16 protein-coding genes are annotated in these 16,508 nt (G+C 35.0%); 8 read left to right on the top strand and 8 right to left on the bottom strand.

Annotated elements, in window-relative coordinates:
* The first annotated feature begins 64 nt into the window (after positions 1 to 64).
* The 5 genes from ACFJGY_RS10175 to ACFJGY_RS10155 all read left to right on the top strand — a co-directional run bounded on the left by ACFJGY_RS10175 (position 65) and on the right by ACFJGY_RS10155 (position 7,427).
* Positions 65 to 514, top strand: coding sequence for a T9SS type A sorting domain-containing protein (locus tag ACFJGY_RS10175; RefSeq protein WP_379963516.1), 450 nt, complete (start codon positions 65 to 67; stop codon positions 512 to 514).
* Positions 515 to 517: 3 nt separating this feature from the next.
* A complete protein-coding gene (locus ACFJGY_RS10170; RefSeq protein ID WP_379963514.1) occupies positions 518 to 1,630 on the top strand; it encodes a hypothetical protein in 1,113 nt (370 codons plus the stop codon).
* Positions 1,631 to 1,771: 141 nt separating this feature from the next.
* Positions 1,772 to 3,991: an NADP-dependent isocitrate dehydrogenase gene (locus ACFJGY_RS10165; protein WP_379963512.1), complete on the top strand. Its 2,220-nt coding sequence runs from the start codon at positions 1,772 to 1,774 to the stop codon at positions 3,989 to 3,991.
* 105 nt (positions 3,992 to 4,096) lie between these two features.
* The gene (locus tag ACFJGY_RS10160; protein ID WP_379963510.1) at positions 4,097 to 6,496 is read left to right on the top strand and encodes a hypothetical protein; all 2,400 of its coding nucleotides are present in this window, start codon (positions 4,097 to 4,099) and stop codon (positions 6,494 to 6,496) included.
* Between the two features lie 103 nt (positions 6,497 to 6,599).
* On the top strand, positions 6,600 to 7,427 hold the full coding sequence (locus ACFJGY_RS10155; RefSeq protein ID WP_379963508.1) for an alpha/beta fold hydrolase: 828 nt from the start codon (positions 6,600 to 6,602) through the stop codon (positions 7,425 to 7,427).
* Between the two features lie 53 nt (positions 7,428 to 7,480).
* On the opposite strand, the gene ACFJGY_RS10150 is transcribed toward ACFJGY_RS10155, so the two are convergent.
* The 8 genes from ACFJGY_RS10150 to ACFJGY_RS10115 form a co-directional block, all read right to left on the bottom strand.
* Positions 7,481 to 8,500 carry a pseudouridine synthase gene (locus tag ACFJGY_RS10150; protein ID WP_379963506.1) on the bottom strand — a complete coding sequence of 340 codons (1,020 nt, stop codon included), beginning with the start codon at positions 8,498 to 8,500 and terminating at the stop codon, positions 7,481 to 7,483.
* A gap of 103 nt (positions 8,501 to 8,603) precedes the next feature.
* On the bottom strand, positions 8,604 to 9,047 hold the full coding sequence (locus ACFJGY_RS10145; RefSeq protein WP_379963504.1) for a DinB family protein: 444 nt from the start codon (positions 9,045 to 9,047) through the stop codon (positions 8,604 to 8,606).
* 81 nt (positions 9,048 to 9,128) lie between these two features.
* A complete protein-coding gene (locus ACFJGY_RS10140; protein WP_379963502.1) occupies positions 9,129 to 10,283 on the bottom strand; it encodes a methylmalonyl-CoA mutase family protein in 1,155 nt (384 codons plus the stop codon).
* Positions 10,284 to 10,293: 10 nt separating this feature from the next.
* Entirely contained in the window at positions 10,294 to 10,644 is a 351-nt protein-coding gene (locus tag ACFJGY_RS10135; protein ID WP_379963500.1) for a septum formation initiator family protein, read from the bottom strand.
* A 118-nt stretch (positions 10,645 to 10,762) separates the two neighbouring features.
* The gene (udk, locus tag ACFJGY_RS10130) at positions 10,763 to 11,380 is read right to left on the bottom strand and encodes a uridine kinase (RefSeq protein ID WP_379963498.1); all 618 of its coding nucleotides are present in this window, start codon (positions 11,378 to 11,380) and stop codon (positions 10,763 to 10,765) included.
* 109 nt (positions 11,381 to 11,489) lie between these two features.
* Positions 11,490 to 11,999 (bottom strand): hypothetical protein, encoded by a 510-nt coding sequence (locus ACFJGY_RS10125; protein WP_379963496.1) that lies wholly within the window; start codon positions 11,997 to 11,999, stop codon positions 11,490 to 11,492.
* A 109-nt stretch (positions 12,000 to 12,108) separates the two neighbouring features.
* On the bottom strand, positions 12,109 to 12,666 hold the full coding sequence (locus ACFJGY_RS10120) for a vancomycin high temperature exclusion protein (protein ID WP_379970163.1): 558 nt from the start codon (positions 12,664 to 12,666) through the stop codon (positions 12,109 to 12,111).
* Positions 12,667 to 12,734: 68 nt separating this feature from the next.
* Positions 12,735 to 13,862 carry a 2Fe-2S iron-sulfur cluster-binding protein gene (locus ACFJGY_RS10115; protein ID WP_379963494.1) on the bottom strand — a complete coding sequence of 376 codons (1,128 nt, stop codon included), beginning with the start codon at positions 13,860 to 13,862 and terminating at the stop codon, positions 12,735 to 12,737.
* Positions 13,863 to 14,086: 224 nt separating this feature from the next.
* Here ACFJGY_RS10115 and ACFJGY_RS10110 point away from each other — a divergent pair, with 224 nt between their 5' ends.
* The 3 genes from ACFJGY_RS10110 to ACFJGY_RS10100 are packed head-to-tail and all read left to right on the top strand — an operon-like array spanning position 14,087 to position 16,401.
* The gene (locus ACFJGY_RS10110) at positions 14,087 to 14,782 is read left to right on the top strand and encodes a hypothetical protein (RefSeq protein ID WP_379963492.1); all 696 of its coding nucleotides are present in this window, start codon (positions 14,087 to 14,089) and stop codon (positions 14,780 to 14,782) included.
* A 4-nt stretch (positions 14,783 to 14,786) separates the two neighbouring features.
* The gene (locus ACFJGY_RS10105; RefSeq protein WP_379963490.1) at positions 14,787 to 15,422 is read left to right on the top strand and encodes a TlpA family protein disulfide reductase; all 636 of its coding nucleotides are present in this window, start codon (positions 14,787 to 14,789) and stop codon (positions 15,420 to 15,422) included.
* 7 nt (positions 15,423 to 15,429) lie between these two features.
* Positions 15,430 to 16,401 (top strand): FecCD family ABC transporter permease, encoded by a 972-nt coding sequence (locus ACFJGY_RS10100; RefSeq protein WP_379963488.1) that lies wholly within the window; start codon positions 15,430 to 15,432, stop codon positions 16,399 to 16,401.
* The last annotated feature ends 107 nt before the right edge of the window (positions 16,402 to 16,508 follow it).

Here is a 16,508-nt window from a genome sequence, read left to right as displayed (position 1 = left end):
TTAAATATTTTTATTTCGCATCAGCAAATTTTATATTTTAGCGACCTCAAAAATTAACTCAAATATGAATAAAAACTATTTAACCATTTTTCTTTTTCTTCCCTTTTTCGGAATGGCTCAATCGGTAATCGGAAATATAAATTCCGGTGCTGTTTCCGGTTCTAATTTTGCACATTCGGTTGGAGAAATTTATGTGATTCCAAATAATCCGGATGATGCAAACTCGGGAACAATGGGAATTTTTTACCAGACAACTTTAAAGGTTTTAGGAATAAACGAAGCCGAGAATGAATCTGTTAAAATTTATCCCAATCCAACTGCAGATTATGTATTTCTTAAATTAAATTCTAAAGTAAAATTAGAAACGGCAGAGATTTACGACCTTTCCGGGAAACTAATTTCTCAACCAAAAATTACCGAAGACAGATTAGATTTACGATCTCTAAGTAAAGGCATTTATCTGCTAAAATTAAAAAACTCAAATATCCAACCTATAAAAATTATTAAAAAATAACCAATGAAAAAACTCTACATAACACTAAGCTTATTTTTAACTTCATTAATGTATTCTCAGGTTCCACAGGCTTTTAGTTATCAAACGATTGCTTTCAATTCGGCTGGTGCGCCGATTGCCAATGGAAATGTGAATTTAAGAATCAGCATCTTGGATAATTCTGCAACCGGAACTGTATTATATACTGAAACACATACAAAAACTACCAATTCCAAAGGTTTGGTTAATCTTAATATCGGACAAGGAACTGCAACAACAGGAAACTTCGGCGGAATTAATTGGGGAACTAATCCCAAATTTGTAAAAGTTGAAATGGACCCAGCTGGCGGAAGTAATTATACTAATGTTGGTGTGAACCAGTTGATGAGTGTGCCTTATTCTCAGGTTAGTAAAACGGTTGTAACTGGTGCAGGACAAGGAATTACTTTGGTTTCTCCAAATGGAACTAATTATACTTTGAATGTAAATGACTCAGGAACATTGAGCTTACCCACAAGTTCTTCTTCAAGTTTTACAGTTCCTACAAATTTATATGTATATGGAACTTATAATAACTTCAATGCTTCTATTGCAGAGTTAATGAGAAATGCAAGTACAAAGTATGGTTATAAATATTTACCTTCAAACACTCAGCTTAAATTTATTACAGCTCAAAATACTTCAGCACAAACTTATGGCGTTGATAACCAAAGCTCTTTGGTTATCAACGGGAACAGCATTAATGTTTCTTCTAATGGTTTTTACAGAATTGCTGTTATAGATTATGGAAATTGGGCAAATGTAAAAGTAGAAAACATTAGTCCTTCAGTTTATGTTTCAAGTAATTCATCATCATCTGGAATAACAACATCTGCAATTACCTATAATACTTCTACTAATAAATTTTCTATAAATATAAGTGGTGTAACATCTTCGAATTTTAACGGAATGAATATAACAATGCCATCAAATTCTGGCATACAAGAAACTTTGGGAGATAATTTAAGTGATGGAAACTTTGACATTAACGGTTCATACATTTTAATTCCTAATTTAACATCAACACCTAAAAATTTCAAACTTGAATTTAGTATTAATTTTGATGCAACTGGAACTTATACAATTACACAAATATAAATTTAAGAGGCAAATGCCTCTTTTTTAATTTTAATTAACAAGAAAAACACTCAAAAATCATATTTCTGATATTAGAAAATTATTATAAAAACACTAAATTTGTATGTTTTGAAAAAACAGTAAATAAAATCAACTACTATAATGTCAGAAAAATCAAAAATTATCTACACGCTTACGGATGAAGCGCCGATGCTTGCAACACATTCTTTTTTGCCTATCGTTAAGGCTTTTACTTCGGTTGCAGACGTTAACATCGTTCCAAAAGACATTTCACTTTCAGGGAGAATCTTGGCTAACTTTCCAGAGTTCTTGACGGATGACCAAAAAATTGGAGATGCTCTTTCTGAATTGGGAGAATTGGCAACAACTCCGGAAGCTAACATTATTAAATTACCAAATATTTCTGCTTCTGCGCCTCAATTAGAAGAGGCAATTGCAGAATTACAAGCTAAAGGTTTCGCAGTTCCAAATTATCCTGCCGAACCAAAAACTGAAGAAGAAAAAGCAATCAAAGCTAAATACGCTAAAGTTCTAGGTTCTGCTGTTAATCCAGTTCTAAGAGAAGGAAATTCTGACAGACGTGCGCCTAAAGCTGTTAAAAATTATGCTAAGGCTAATCCACACAAAATGGGAGCTTGGGCATCTGACAGCAAAACAGATGTTGCCAATATGGAACAAGGCGATTTCTACGGAACAGAAACGTCTGTAACGATAGAAAATGATTCAAAATTCAAAATTGTATTCTTTGGAAATGACGGATCGGAAAAAGTTTTGAAAGAACTCGCTCCACTTAAAGCTGGCGAAGTGATCGATTCTTCTGTTTTGAATATCAATTCCTTGAAAGCTTTTGTTCAGGAAGCGATTGAAGAAGCTAAACGAAGAGGTGTGATTCTTTCGGCTCACCTGAAAGCAACAATGATGAAGGTTTCTGACCCGATTATCTTCGGAGCAATCGTAGAAACTTTCTTCAAAAATGTTTTTGATAAACATAAAGATATTTTCAAAGAACTGGATGTAAATCCAAACAACGGATTACAGAATCTTTACGATAAAATTGCCGGAATCCCTCAAGAAGCGGAAATCAAGGCTGACATTGATAAAACTCTTTCTGAAGGTCCAAAAGTGGCAATGGTAAATTCTGACAAAGGAATCACGAATTTCCACGTTCCTTCTGACATCATCGTAGATGCGTCTATGGCAGCACTCATCAGAAATGGCGGAAAAATGTGGGATAAAGCTGGTGCTGAAGAAGACACAGTAGCAATTATCCCAGATCGTTCGTACGCTGGATTCTATCAGGCAGCAATTGATGATATGAAGAAAAACGGAGCACTTGACCCTAAAACTATGGGTTCTGTTCCAAACGTTGGGTTAATGGCGCAAAAAGCTGAAGAATATGGATCCCACGACAAAACTTTCCAGGCAGAAGCAGACGGAACGATTAAAGTTCTTGACAAAAACGGAAATACTTTACTTGAGCAAAAAGTTGAGAAATTTGATATCTTCAGAATGTGTCAGACCAAAGATGCGCCAATTCAGGATTGGGTAAAACTGGCTGTGAACAGAGCTAGATTATCTGATACACCGGCAATTTTCTGGTTGGACAAAGCCAGAGCGCACGACAGGGAAATGATCAAGAAAGTGGAGAAGTATCTTGAAAATTATGATACAACAGGACTTGATATCAAAATCCTTGATGTAAAAGATGCAATGACGGAAACGCTTGAAAGAGCAAGAGAGGGTAAAGATACAATCTCAGTTTCAGGAAACGTTTTGAGAGATTATCTGACCGACCTATTCCCTATTCTTGAACTTGGAACTTCTGCAAAAATGTTGTCTATCGTTCCATTGATGAACGGCGGCGGCTTATTCGAAACCGGAGCCGGCGGTTCTGCTCCTAAACACATTGAGCAGTTTATCGAGGAGGGTTACCTGCGTTGGGATTCTCTTGGTGAGTTTCTGGCTTTGCAGGCTTCTTTGGAACATCTTGCTCAGACCCAGAACAATACAAAAGCTCAAATCTTGGCAGATGCTTTGGATGAGGCTAATGCAAAATTCTTAGCAGAAGACAAATCTCCTGGAAGAAAATTGGGAACAATTGACAACAGAGGTTCACATTTCTATTTGGCTACTTATTGGGCAGAGGCTTTGGCAAATCAAACCAAAGATGCTAAAATCGCTGCCAAATTTGCGCCTGTTGCAAAAGCATTGACAGAAAACGAAACCAAAATCAATGAAGAGTTGATCGGTTCTCAGGGTAAACCACAAGAGATCGATGGGTACTACAAACCGGATTTCCAAAAGACAGATGTGGCGATGAGACCTTCTGAAACACTTAATACAATAGTGAACGGGATCTAAACCGTGTTAAATATTATATAAAACCCTTGACAAATGTTGAGGGTTTTCTTTTGTTTAATTAATTTGCAGAAAGAATTTAAAATCAATCATAATAAGCTTTTTGATATGAAAAAAATCTTCATTTTTTTTCTTTATGTTGTTGGGATGTCTTTGTTTAATGCACAAGACAAAATAGATAAAGCAATCCAGAATCTGGAACAAAATTACACTCAGGAAAAGGTCTATCTTCTTCTAGACAAAGACAAATATGTAGTTGGCGACAACATCTATTTTAAGTCATTCGTCTTCAATGGTTATGGACGTTCAACCATTTCCAATACACTTTTTGTAGAATTGTACGATCACAACAAAAATCTGGTTGATAAGAAAACCGTTTTCCTTAAAGACGGCGAGGGCGACGGAACTTTTGTACTGAATGATTTCCTTAATGAAGATATTTACTTTGTTAGAGCTTACACAACCTGGATGGCGAATTTCCCGGAAGAATTCAATTTTATGAAGCAGGTTCCCATTTACAATCCGAATTCTGAACAGAAATTAGTTCTCGATAAAAACACAAAATGGACCGCCAGTGTTTTCCCGGAAAGCGGAACTTTCATCGATAATATCCCGACTAAAGTTGCTGTCAGATTATATTCGCAAGGCGTTCCTCCAACATCCTGGAGCGGCTATGTCATCGATCAGGAAAAACCAAATGAAAAATTGGCAACGTTCAAAAGTCTTGATCAGAATGTAAGCGCATTTACAATCACTCCAAAAATTGGAAAAATTTATAAAGCGATCATCGAAGATAATAAAGGTGCGAAACAAACAATCCCCTTACCAGCAGTTTCAAATTCCGGAATCAATCTTCAGTTAACGGGTGATGAAAAAGGCATTAATTATAAGCTTAAAGGGGCAAACCTGACACAAGGTTTTCAAGGCTATACAATTGTCGGGACCATTAATAATCAGTTGGTTTACAGAGCTAATATAAAAACGACTGCAAGTGAAGCTTCAAGTCAAATTCCAAATAAAGTCAGCAATGATGAAACATCAGTTTTGAATCTTACAATCTTCGACGAAAAACAAAATGTTGCCGCACAAAGACTCTTTTTCATCAATCCAAAAAAACTAAATCTTGACGAGCCGACTTTAGCCTTATCAATGAATAATGAGCTGCGTGCTTTCAACAGTTTTGATATTGAACCAAATGAAGATTATTTACATTACACAGTTTTGGTAAAGGAAAACAATACTACCGAAAATAAAAACGAGAACACAATCCTAAGTGCAAAATGGCTGACGGGAGATTTCACTTCCTCAATTTTCAATCCTTCTCAGTATTTCGAAAAAAACTCAAATCCGGAAGGGATTGATGCTTTATTAATTTCAGAAAAATGGAAACGTTTTGATTGGGAATCTCTTCTGGCAGGTAAAACTCCGGATTTTAATTACAAACCTCAGAAAAATCTTTCTTTCAAAGGGAAAGTAACCAACAACGGACGTTTTATTCCAAACAAAAATATCAGTTTACTATTGAAAACCGAAAAATCCGATAAGAATTTTGTTCCCGCTGTCACAGATGATAATGGTTTTATATATCTGGATAACATCTATTTTGATGAACCTTTGACCATAACTTATTACCTTAACAAAGACAAAAAACAATCTTCGGATACAGATAACCTGAATATCAATTTTCAGGCTTTGGTGACCAATGTTCCGATGAAAAATCCTTTGCCTACCACTAATTATCACTTGGTAAATGATAAGAGTGTTCCCGCTGATCCGGCGGTTGCAAAAGCTCTTCAGAATAGAAGAAACAGACAGGGAATTGATGATTTCAACAAAGAAACACAGATTGAAGAAGTAAAGGTAGTTGCGAAAAAAGTAGATAAAAAAGATGAGCTCGATAAAAAGTTATCAAGTGGCAAATTCAGCAGTATGAATGCTACTATTTTTGATCTTGTCAATGAAAATAAAGATGCACAGACTTCGCAGAACATTTTACAATGGCTGCAAGGACGAGCTGCCGGACTGACTTTCACGATGGATAGCAGTGGAAACTATATCCCAAGCATCAGAGGTTCGCAGGCAAGCTTATATCTCGACGAAATGCCTGTTGATGCAAGTATGATCAGTTCTCTTCCGATTAGTAGTATTGCAATGGTAAAAGTTTTGAAAAATGACGGTTTGGTGGGTAACGCAATCGCAATCTATACAAGAAGAGGCGATATGATAGCAGAGGAAGATAAAAACGTGGAAAAGGTGAATAAGTTAGTTCTTAAAGGTTACGACAAATCTGTAGAATTTGAACTGCCGGACATCACAGGTGATGCCTACAAAAAAGTAACCAAAGATACCCGCGAAACATTGTATTGGAATCCTTCACTTTCCGAAGATGGAGGTCTTGCGCCAAGAGCAAAATTCTTTAATAATGATGAAGCAAAAAATCGGGAAATCACGATTATCAGTTTTGATAAAAATGACAAAATGCTGTACTATAATGAGATTATAAAGTAAATGTTAAAAAATATTAAAAAGACTTTCTTTATTAGAAGGTCTTTTTTTGTGGTCTGATGTTTGGTTAAAAATAATCAAATATTAATACAAAAAATTTAGCATTATGCCTTACATTACCAAATCAGTTGACAAAAATTACAGCATTTATTACGAAGATCACGGACAAGGACAACCAGTTATTCTTATTCACGGCTGGCCACTTAGCGGAAAATCCTGGGAGTTACAGGTTCCTGCATTGCTAGAGGCCGGTTATCGTGTCATTACTTATGACAGAAAAGGATTCGGAAAATCTCAGCCAACGTTGGATAGATATGATTATAATTCCCTTACAGAAGACCTTTTGGAATTAATCACTCAACTGGATCTCCAGAATGTTGTTTTGGTAGGTTTCTCAATGGGTGGCGGAGAAGTGGTTCGTTTCCTAACGAATTACGGTTCCGATAATGTGGATAAAGTTGCCTTGATATCCTCAATTATTCCAGTAGTAAAACAAAAAGACGATAATCCAGATGGCGTTCCTCAGGAAAAGTTAGATACTATTTTGGAAAGCGTAAAAACAGACCGTGTTACTTTTCTGGAAAGCTTCCATAAGGATTTCTACAATTATGGACTGCTGTCACAATCGGTAAGTCAGGCTCAATTAAATTATGACTGGAGCATTGCTTCTCAGGCTTCCCCTATTGCTACTTTGAAAAGTGCGGAGAGTTGGGCGAATACAGATTTCCGTCCGGAGCTTCAAAATGTAACAGTTCCGACTTTGATCGTTCACGGTGATGATGATAAAGTTGTACCTATAGCAACTGCAGGTGAACAGGCAGCTAAAGGAATTGCAAATAATCAATATTACGTGATTTCCGGCGCACCACACGGATTGAACGTCACTAACGCCGATGAATTGAATCAAATTCTGATTAATTTCCTAAGAGGTTAATTGATTGATATACTTAAAAATAATAAAAGACTGAATTTCTTCAGTCTTTTTTATTATAACATTTTCAAAGTGTTCACTTCTAATTCTGTAAGAATCCGCCAGTGTCCTCTTTTGATATTTTTCTTGGTAAGTCCCGCAAACATCACTCTGTCAAGGGCTTCCACTTCGTAGCCCAGTTTTTGGAAAATCCTGCGTACTACTCTATTCCATCCAATGTGGATTTCTATTCCAACTTCATTTTTTGGTTTTCCTTCGATGAAAGAGATGCTATCTACTTCAGCAACACCTTCTTCCAGACGAATCCCTTCACCAATCAATTTCATATCATCATTGGTTAATTTTCTATCCAATGTCACGTGATATATTTTTCTCATAGAAAAAGAGGGATGAGTCAATTTTTTTGTAATATGACCGTCGTTCGTTAAAAGAATAACACCCGTGGTTTGTCTGTCGAGTCTTCCAACCGGGAAGATTCTGTAAGGCGATGCATTTGCCGTAAGATCCATTACTGTTTTTCTGGCTTTCTCATCTTTGGTTGTCGAGATGTAACCTTTTGGTTTGTTTAACAGAACATAAACCGGTTTTTCAGGTGTAATGTTTTGACTGTCAAAAACCACTCTATCCGTTTTCTGAACCTGATAACCCATTTCTGTCACCACTTTTCCGTTCACTTCCACCAGACCCTGCGAGATTAGTTCGTCAGCTTCTCTTCTGCTGCATATCCCGGAATTGGCAATATATTTATTAAGTCTGATAGTATCTTTATGGACATCTTTACTTATTTTCTCTAATCTTCTTTTTTGAATATAAGATTTGGTTTTATCTTCAGAAGTTTCTGGTCGGATGTATGGTTTTTTGGAAGAAGACGGTTTTCTGTCTCCTCTTTCATATTTGTCTCTGCTGTCAAAATTACGCTCGCCGCCCCTTGTTGTCTTAGGTTTACGTGCACCACCAGCAGAAGGTCTGCTTTTGGACGTTCTTTCGCCGGAGCCACGGGAGTTTCCAGAAGGTCTGCTAGCACCTGCACTTCTTGGTTTTTTGTCTCTTTCTGGTCTTTTTCCGTCTTCGCTCATTTCTAAAAATTTTTGCAAAGATAGTGAATTAGTTATGAGTTACGAATTATGACTTTAATAATTACGAAAATTGAGAATAATGTAATTTTAATTTGAGAATCAATTAAAACCTTTTGTAGAAAATATAATCTGTATTGATGGGCTCTAGTCCAGCTTGTTTCATAAGCATTGCAATCTGCCCGCGATGATAGGTTGAATGATTGATGTAATGAAAAAAAATCTCCTGGATTGAATTTTGAAACTTATCACCTTTTGAATTTTTATAATCAATAATTTCGGTAAGTTCTCTTTCGGAAAGGATATTTGAACTGTTAATAAAATTTTCAGAATTGATTTTTAACAACAAATCATCGGCATTCATTTGCCAGACTTCAAATTTATTTTGGTTAAGGATTCTTGCATTCCATATTTGGTGCGCATTCAGAATATGATTGAGAAGGTTTTTACTTTTCTCGCTCCAGATCAATTTGTTTTCCAGGTAGTTCTGAATTAATAATTGATTGAAATGCTGATTGTATTGTAAAATATCCTGAAAATGTTCTTTCATATGAAGTGTTTATTTTCTTTTGTCATATGATATCGCCGAATCTTCTAATGTTATTTTCCATTTCGAATATTGGCGATTTCATTATTCAAATATCTCTGCTAATCGGATCGGTTTTATTTCAGACGAATTATAAAGTTCAGAAATCGGTTTTTTGATTTCCAATTTTGGATAAAGATTAACTCCGATGATCTTGATCTTTCCTTCTTCTACCCAGCTTTGTTCCTTCACAGCTTGTTCAAAGATCATTTTTTGGATTTCCCCGTATTTCAGCATTTCCAGATAGCCGCCTTTTTCTTCGATTTCAAGAAATAGTTTCCAGGATTTTTCTGCAAATTGATGAGTGATATCTTCAACAAAATAACTTCCGGAAGTGGCATCTTCAAAGACATTGATGATACTTTCGTAAGCTAAAACAATCTGTTGTTTGAAGGAAATTTCTTTGGAAAGTTCAGTTGATTCTTCAACCTTATAATTATTACAGAAAACTGCGTCTGCACCACCAATCATTGCCGAAGCTAGTTCCAAAGTAGATCGGATCAGATTATTTTCCTGATCATTTTTCGCTTTATTTCTTAAGGACGTTTCAACAAAAATATAAGGAATCAGATCTTTTCCAAATTCCTTAGAAAGCTGATTGAACAGATATTTGAAAGCTCTGATCTTAGAAATTTCAAAGAAATACTGACTTCCAACTGCAAACTTGAAAAGTAATTTGTCTAGAATATCCAAACCAAAATTTTCAACCAAATCTTTCGCTTTCGCAAGCGCAAAACTCAATTGCTGAATAATAGAAGCTCCGGAATTCTGATGAAAACTGACATCAATACAGATATTTCTATCAAATGATTTTGATAATAATTCTTTTGCTAAATGTTCATCAATTGCAGCATTTTTATCATCGGAAAAAACATCGATGAGAGAAAAATATCGGTTGAATTCTTCTGTCAGGATATGTTCTGCAAGATCTGCATTATTAATGAAAAATGTTTTTTCCTCAAGGTTTTCAACATTTTCGTTGAGGAAAAAAGCAAAAGCCTGATCTTCTAAACCATCTTGAAATTCTGCGACTAGATGTGTACTTTCTTCTATTTTCGGAAGGATTTTATATTCAGAATTGTTGTGATAATAAGGTTTTACATCAATATTTTCCAGATTCTCCTTTTGAAGAATTTCATAGATATTTTCTGTTTTGAGCTGCTTTTTTACAAGCTGTTCCCAATCTGCCAATTCACTCATTCTGAAAATTTTACTTTTTTGCAATCTTAGAACTGTCAACTACCAAAATAAAGATCTCTTCATTCGGTCTTTTCATAAAGTAATTTTCTCGGGCGTATTTTTCTTTTTCGTCCTTGTTATTCATTAGTTTACGAAAGAATTTGTCGTTCTTTTCATATTCCGTTTTATAGAAATCAAGTTGTTTTTCGTAACGTCCGATCTCGCCATTCAGTTCATTGATTACCAGGAAAGATGTGCTGTCAAAAAAGATCATCCAAACCAAAAATCCGATAAGTGTCAACAGATATTTGTTGAAAACATAAGTCTGAAAAAATTTCAGAGTTGGTGATTTTTTCTTGATTTCTTTGATGAGTTCTTTCATAGTCAAATCTAATTTCTTGGTTGCAAATTGCAGCCCGGCTTGAGCGGAAATCCTTTTTCTTTTTTCAAGAAAAAGATTGGGAGCGGAAGACGGATTAAGCTGCCATAAAATTAATTATTTAGTGAACTTTTTTAAGCGAATTATTAATAACTGTTGTCAGAAAATCGATGGCTACAGAATTCTGTCTCATATTTGGAACGATGAGATCCGCCTCGTTTTTTGAAGGCTCTATGAATTCCTGATGCATCGGTTTCAAAGTCGTCTGGTAACGGTGAAGAACTTCCTGGAGATCACGGCCTCTTTCCTGCGTATCTCTTCGGATTCTTCTGATCAATCTCTCGTCGGAATCTGCATGAACAAAGACTTTCAGATTGAATTCTTTCAGCAATTCTTTATTCGTCAAAACCAAAATCCCTTCTACGATCAAAACATTTTTTGGTTCTACTGTCACGTGATCTCCGGTTCTGGAATGTGTTACGAAAGAATAAATAGGCTGTTCTATGCTTTGATGATTTTTCAGTGCTTTTACATGTTGCAGCATCAGATCAAAATCGATGGATTTTGGATGATCGTAATTCAGGACTTCTCTTTCGGATAAAGTAAGAGTTGGATTATCGTGATAATAATTGTCCTGAGAAAGCACATTAACACCTTCTATATTAAGTTGTTGTAAAATTTTATTAACAACAGTAGTTTTTCCGGAACCTGTTCCACCGGCAATTCCAATCACGAGCATCTTTACAATTTTTACAAAAATAATATAATTTTCATTTACACTCGTTTTTAATATTGGAAAATTTAGAATTCATAAATAAAAAAAGCTAGTTAAAACACTAGCTTTTTGGTTATCGTGATCCGTTTGACCTTTGTGAGTCATTATTTGGTTGCACCTGAGGCTGGACTCTTATATTATTTTGAGGCTGTGGTCTTGCGGTCTGTGGCTGAACCCTCACATTATTTTGAGATCGTGTTCTCGTTCCGTTTTGAATATTTACATTTGGCTGAACTCTGACGTTATTCTGAGGTCTCGCAGTATTGGGAGCGGTATTAATCTGTCCCTGAACTCTTGTCTGACTTCTGGAATTATTATTACTTCTCGGCTGGCTGCGGTTATTGGTATTATATCTGTAAACATTTCCGTTTCTGTAAGAATTGCCATTGTAGTCGGAATATATCACGCCTGGTGCATACCAGTTTCCATCCGGAGATCTGTAATAGCCATCAACATATCCTGCAGAATATCCCTCGTTGTAAGAGTCATTGTATCCATAATTGTCTGAAGCTGTTGTCGCCATACAAGACATCAATGAAATTGTAATGAATGACAGTACTGATATTTTAAATAGATTTTTCATTTTGCAAGTTTTAATTACCACCGTTGTTGATGGTAATCATATAATTACAAAGAATCTGCCAGATTGAATTTTGGCAGATTTTAAACAAAATCAGAAGTATTGATAGAAACTATTCTTCGGGAGAAATCCCCAAAACATAATAGAAAACGGCAAGAACTCTGGCAAGAAATTCCCGGGTGTGGTTTCTGTAATAACTCTCATTTTTGCTTACATCCTGAGCATCAAAACCCAAAGCATTCATTCCGTTATTTCTTGCAAAAAACAAAGCTCTGAGGTTATGAAATCCCTGTGAAACAATGATGACATTTTTTTCTTTATAAATATTTTTACAGTTCAGAATACTTTTGTGGGTATTGAAACCTTTCGGATCTTTTATGATGATCTCTTCCGGAACGCCTTCATTATAAACCAAAAAATTGGTCATAGCCTGGGTCTCGTCATAGTTTTCACTTTTCTCTCCGCTCACGATTATTTTTTTTATTTTTCCGTGGTGATAGAGCGTTCCGACAGCGTCCATTCTGGCTGTAAAATAAGGATTTGCAATGCCTGATCTCATTTTTGGAGACGTTCCTAAGACCAAAGCACAGTCTCTCGGCGGCACTTTGCTGATTTTGGTATAAGTTCTACCACTCGTAAGGGCATACACCCAGAAATTCGCCAAAATCATCAGCAAAATTCCGAATTCCAAAAGCTTGAAAGCTATTTTGAAAAAGTTAGCAACCGCCCTAAACATAATTAAATCATATCAAAATCTAAGAAAATTTCCTTGCTCATTGCAATAGCTGTACAAGGTAAGATTTTTCCCTGATGTTTTTCTTTATCCGTCAAATATTCGTCTTCTGTCATATCGACTTTCCCACTTTTCAGATAGCAAAGACAGCTTCCGCAAATACCGGATTTGCAGGAATATGGCAGTTTGTATCCCAGATCCAATAATTGATGAAGGATTTTCCGTTCATTATTTTTAAGGATAATTCCGTCTTTTTCAATGTGATTAAATTTGATCTTAACTTCAACATTTTCAATCAGAGGAAATTCTTTTTCCGTTGGATAGATATCTTCATTATAAGCCTCGAACAATTCAAAATGAATGTTTTTTTTCGGAATTCCGTGGTTGTAACAGGCATTTGCGACCGATTTTATCATGGCGCCTGGCCCGCAGATCAATACTTTGTCTGTACTGTCCCAAATTGTAGATTCCTCGTCGTCCTCATCAAGATGAAGAATTTGATTAATAATAAGCGATACTTTTTTCTCGTCAATTCGTCCTTGAAATAATTTATCTTTCACAGGCTCCTGCGAAATAAAATAGAAACATTCAAGTCTGCCGCCAGATTGTTTCTGAAGATCTTCCAATTCTTGTTTCAGGATAATATCTTCGTAACTTTTGTTTCCATAAAAGAGAAAAATTCTGGTTGATTTTTCTTCATTAAGGATATTTTTGATATGACTGATGATTGGCGTAATTCCAATTCCGGAGGCAAATGCAATGATTGTACGTTTCTCATTAGGTCTCGAAGGAAGAAAAAAACGTCCCAGAGGTTCACTGACAGAGATTTCATCGCCTACATTATAATGATTAAAAAGGAAATTAGTTGAGCTTCCTTCACCATTTATTTTGATAGCCAAGACCAGTTTTTCTTCGGAAGGAGCAGATGTAAAAGAGTAATCATTCTGGATTTCTTTCTCATTGAAATGGTATTTCAGAGTCACATATTGCCCTGCGCGGAATTGATATTGGGATTTCAGCGCCTCCGGAATCTCTAATTCCAAAGCAAAAGCTTGTTTGGTCAGTTGTTGTTTTTTAGCTATTTTTAGCCTGTGAAACTGAGGCTGATTGGCTACTGTTAATTGATTCTCCATTGTCAAGTATCAAATTTAATGAAAATTGGCAAAAGAAAAAATCAAATTTATCATCACATTTGCTAAAAACTATGAAATCAAAATTATTCCTGTTGTTTTTTTGCATTGGCAATTTTTTATTTTCTCAATCCCGGGAAGAGATTTTGCAGTCAGATCTTTATAAAATGAAGTTTCTTTATATCAACAATAATATTCCGAAATTTGCCAAATATCTGTCTTACAATATGAAAATTAATGAAGACGGATTTATAAAAAGAATCAAAACGAATCAGGAGAAATCAAAATTGAGCTCTGACAGCCTGATTGACATTTATTACAAAAACTTTAGTAATCTTATTAAGTTTAATAACAAATATCAATCATCTTTTACCAAGGCTGTAATTAGCAATACACCAATCGGAAAAATCGTCAAAGAATATTCTATGGTCGGTATTTTTGATGAATATGATAAAAGCTGGAAATTTATTGATACTTCTATCCTTTCTGATGAAGAGTTAAATGTGCATTTTTCTACTTTAAGTGATAAAGTAAAATCGGCCATAAAACCAATGTCGCAACATAATTTTGACAGTAATAATTTGCTAAAGAAATGTAGAGAATACCGGAATTTAGAAATTGAGTCTTCTTCTCCTTTTACTTTTAAGAAACAAAAAATTACTATCCTCGAAACAGAAAAAAAAGATAGTTCGAATGACAGTTACTTTTTAATGGATATTATCAGGGACCAAAATAATCCTTGTAAAATAAAAACTGTTTTAAAAGACTTTAAAAAAGAAAATTCCAAATTTAAAATTGGTGATGAAATGGATTTGGAGATTACGGCATTCGATGAGAATATTTATTATTTTATGACAAAATTAAAAAATGACAAATACATATTTTTTGATCAAGGAACTGTAATTAAAAAACTTAAACCTTAGAATTATGAGAAAACTATTAATATATTCCTTTATATCATTTAGCTTTTTTGCTTGTAAAAAGAATGATGAAAAAGTAGCTGAGACTCAGGCGAAAGAAGATTCTATAAAAGTAGAACCAAAAAAATCTCAAGCCGATGTTGCTCAATTAAAGGAATTTTCTCCCGAAAAGATGTCAGATTATCTTCAGAATAATCATTCCGACACTTTATATGTAACTAATTTTTTTGCAACATGGTGTGGGCCGTGTATGCAGGAAATTCCGTTTTTCCATAAAAAATTAGAAAAATTGAAAGGTCAGCCTGTTAAATTCACTTTTGTAAGTCTTGACAACAAAACCGATTGGGCAACAAAGGTCAGTGATTTTGCAGATGAATATAACATCAGAAAAGAAGTTGCCCTGCTAGACGGAAGTCTTCTGAAACCGGAATTTTTCAAACAAAATTTCAAAACGTGGGACGGCGGCGCAATCCCTTTTACATTAATTAAAAAGGGTGATAAAACAGACGAAACTGTTGGTTCTATGAGCGAAGCAGCGCTCGATCAAAAAATCAAAGATCTCCTGGCTTATCAACCTGAATCAAAAGCTAAAGAAAGCAAAGAGAAAACCGCAATCTCCGGTCCTAAAAAAGCATTGAAATAATCTGTAAATGCTGACCAAACGTTTTTCATTTTTGATTTTATTATTGATCATTCTTGGAATCATTGTGTTCATTATCAATCTGAATACTGGTTATGCAAAACTTGATTTTTATGATTTTTTTAATTCGGATAAAGAGAATTTTCAGATTGCCGGTTTTCGTATCAATCGGGCGTTGGCAATGATCTTAGCTGGAATTGCAATCCCGACGAGCGGTTTTCTTTTACAGGAATATTTTAAAAATCCATTGGCTGGACCGGATGTTTTGGGAATCACGTCGGTTTCGAGTCTTTTTGTCGCGTTTTATATTTTCTTCTCGCAGAATATTTTGATTCCTGATTTTTTGCAGAATAGTTTTATCAGTTTGTCTTCAATTCTCGGAAGTGTAGTTTTGATGATGGTTTTACTATTATTTTCGAATCGTTTTCGGGATAAAAGCTTTATTATCATTTTTGGATTTCTGATTTCGGCTTTGGCTGGTGCAGTTGTTTCATTTCTTCAGTTTTATGTGGAAAGTCAAAGTCTGAAAAATTATATTTTATGGACTTTCGGAGCAAATAATCAAGCTAATATTTCACAAATTTTCATCTTATCAATTTTAATAATTATCGGATTATTTTTCACTTTCAAATCCATAAAACCCTTGATTGGAAATTCTCTTGGCTCAGCTTATGCGCAGAGTTTTGGAGTCAGCCAATCGAAACTTAAAATCAGTATTATTGTCGCATCTTCTATTCTATCAGCTGCTGTGACGGCATTTCTTGGGCCAATCTTATTTATCGGTGTAGTCGTTCCACATTTTTGCAGAATGCTTTGGAATCCGTCTCAACTTTGGCACCAGTGGATTTTGAATATCGTTTTGGGAATTTTTATAATGCAGGTTTTCTCGGTTATTTCAGAAATTAGTCAATTTCCGATTAATATTATTACGACGTTTTTTGGGATTCCGGTGATTTTGCTGATGTTGGTTAAAAAAGTCTAACACAAAGACACAAAAGTTTTTATTCCAATATTATATTTTAAGGCACAAAAAAATCAGAGATTTTCATTTATTAACGAAGTTAAACTCTGTGCCCTAAAGCACACGTT

The organism is Epilithonimonas sp. UC225_85 (genome assembly GCF_042695135.1).
Lineage (GTDB): Bacteria > Bacteroidota > Bacteroidia > Flavobacteriales > Weeksellaceae > Epilithonimonas.
This window is presented reverse-complemented; position numbering and strand designations above follow the sequence as displayed.

Bases quoted from the DNA above. Each gene is read 5' to 3' on its own strand.
- ACFJGY_RS10135 (WP_379963500.1), bottom strand. From the start codon at position 10,644: ATGAAAGAACTCATCAAAGAAATCAAGAAAAAATCACCAACTCTGAAA.
- ACFJGY_RS10100 (WP_379963488.1), top strand. From the start codon at position 15,430: ATGCTGACCAAACGTTTTTCATTTTTGATTTTATTATTGATCATTCTT.
- ACFJGY_RS10115 (WP_379963494.1), bottom strand. From the start codon at position 13,862: ATGGAGAATCAATTAACAGTAGCCAATCAGCCTCAGTTTCACAGGCTA.
- udk (WP_379963498.1), bottom strand. From the start codon at position 11,380: ATGCTCGTGATTGGAATTGCCGGTGGAACAGGTTCCGGAAAAACTACT.
- ACFJGY_RS10160 (WP_379963510.1), top strand. From the start codon at position 4,097: ATGAAAAAAATCTTCATTTTTTTTCTTTATGTTGTTGGGATGTCTTTG.
- ACFJGY_RS10120 (WP_379970163.1), bottom strand. From the start codon at position 12,666: ATGATTTTGGCGAATTTCTGGGTGTATGCCCTTACGAGTGGTAGAACT.
- ACFJGY_RS10165 (WP_379963512.1), top strand. From the start codon at position 1,772: ATGTCAGAAAAATCAAAAATTATCTACACGCTTACGGATGAAGCGCCG.
- ACFJGY_RS10150 (WP_379963506.1), bottom strand. From the start codon at position 8,500: ATGAGCGAAGACGGAAAAAGACCAGAAAGAGACAAAAAACCAAGAAGT.
- ACFJGY_RS10125 (WP_379963496.1), bottom strand. From the start codon at position 11,999: ATGAAAAATCTATTTAAAATATCAGTACTGTCATTCATTACAATTTCA.
- ACFJGY_RS10140 (WP_379963502.1), bottom strand. From the start codon at position 10,283: ATGAGTGAATTGGCAGATTGGGAACAGCTTGTAAAAAAGCAGCTCAAA.
- ACFJGY_RS10110 (WP_379963492.1), top strand. From the start codon at position 14,087: ATGAAAATTAATGAAGACGGATTTATAAAAAGAATCAAAACGAATCAG.
- ACFJGY_RS10105 (WP_379963490.1), top strand. From the start codon at position 14,787: ATGAGAAAACTATTAATATATTCCTTTATATCATTTAGCTTTTTTGCT.
- ACFJGY_RS10145 (WP_379963504.1), bottom strand. From the start codon at position 9,047: ATGAAAGAACATTTTCAGGATATTTTACAATACAATCAGCATTTCAAT.
- ACFJGY_RS10175 (WP_379963516.1), top strand. From the start codon at position 65: ATGAATAAAAACTATTTAACCATTTTTCTTTTTCTTCCCTTTTTCGGA.
- ACFJGY_RS10155 (WP_379963508.1), top strand. From the start codon at position 6,600: ATGCCTTACATTACCAAATCAGTTGACAAAAATTACAGCATTTATTAC.
- ACFJGY_RS10170 (WP_379963514.1), top strand. From the start codon at position 518: ATGAAAAAACTCTACATAACACTAAGCTTATTTTTAACTTCATTAATG.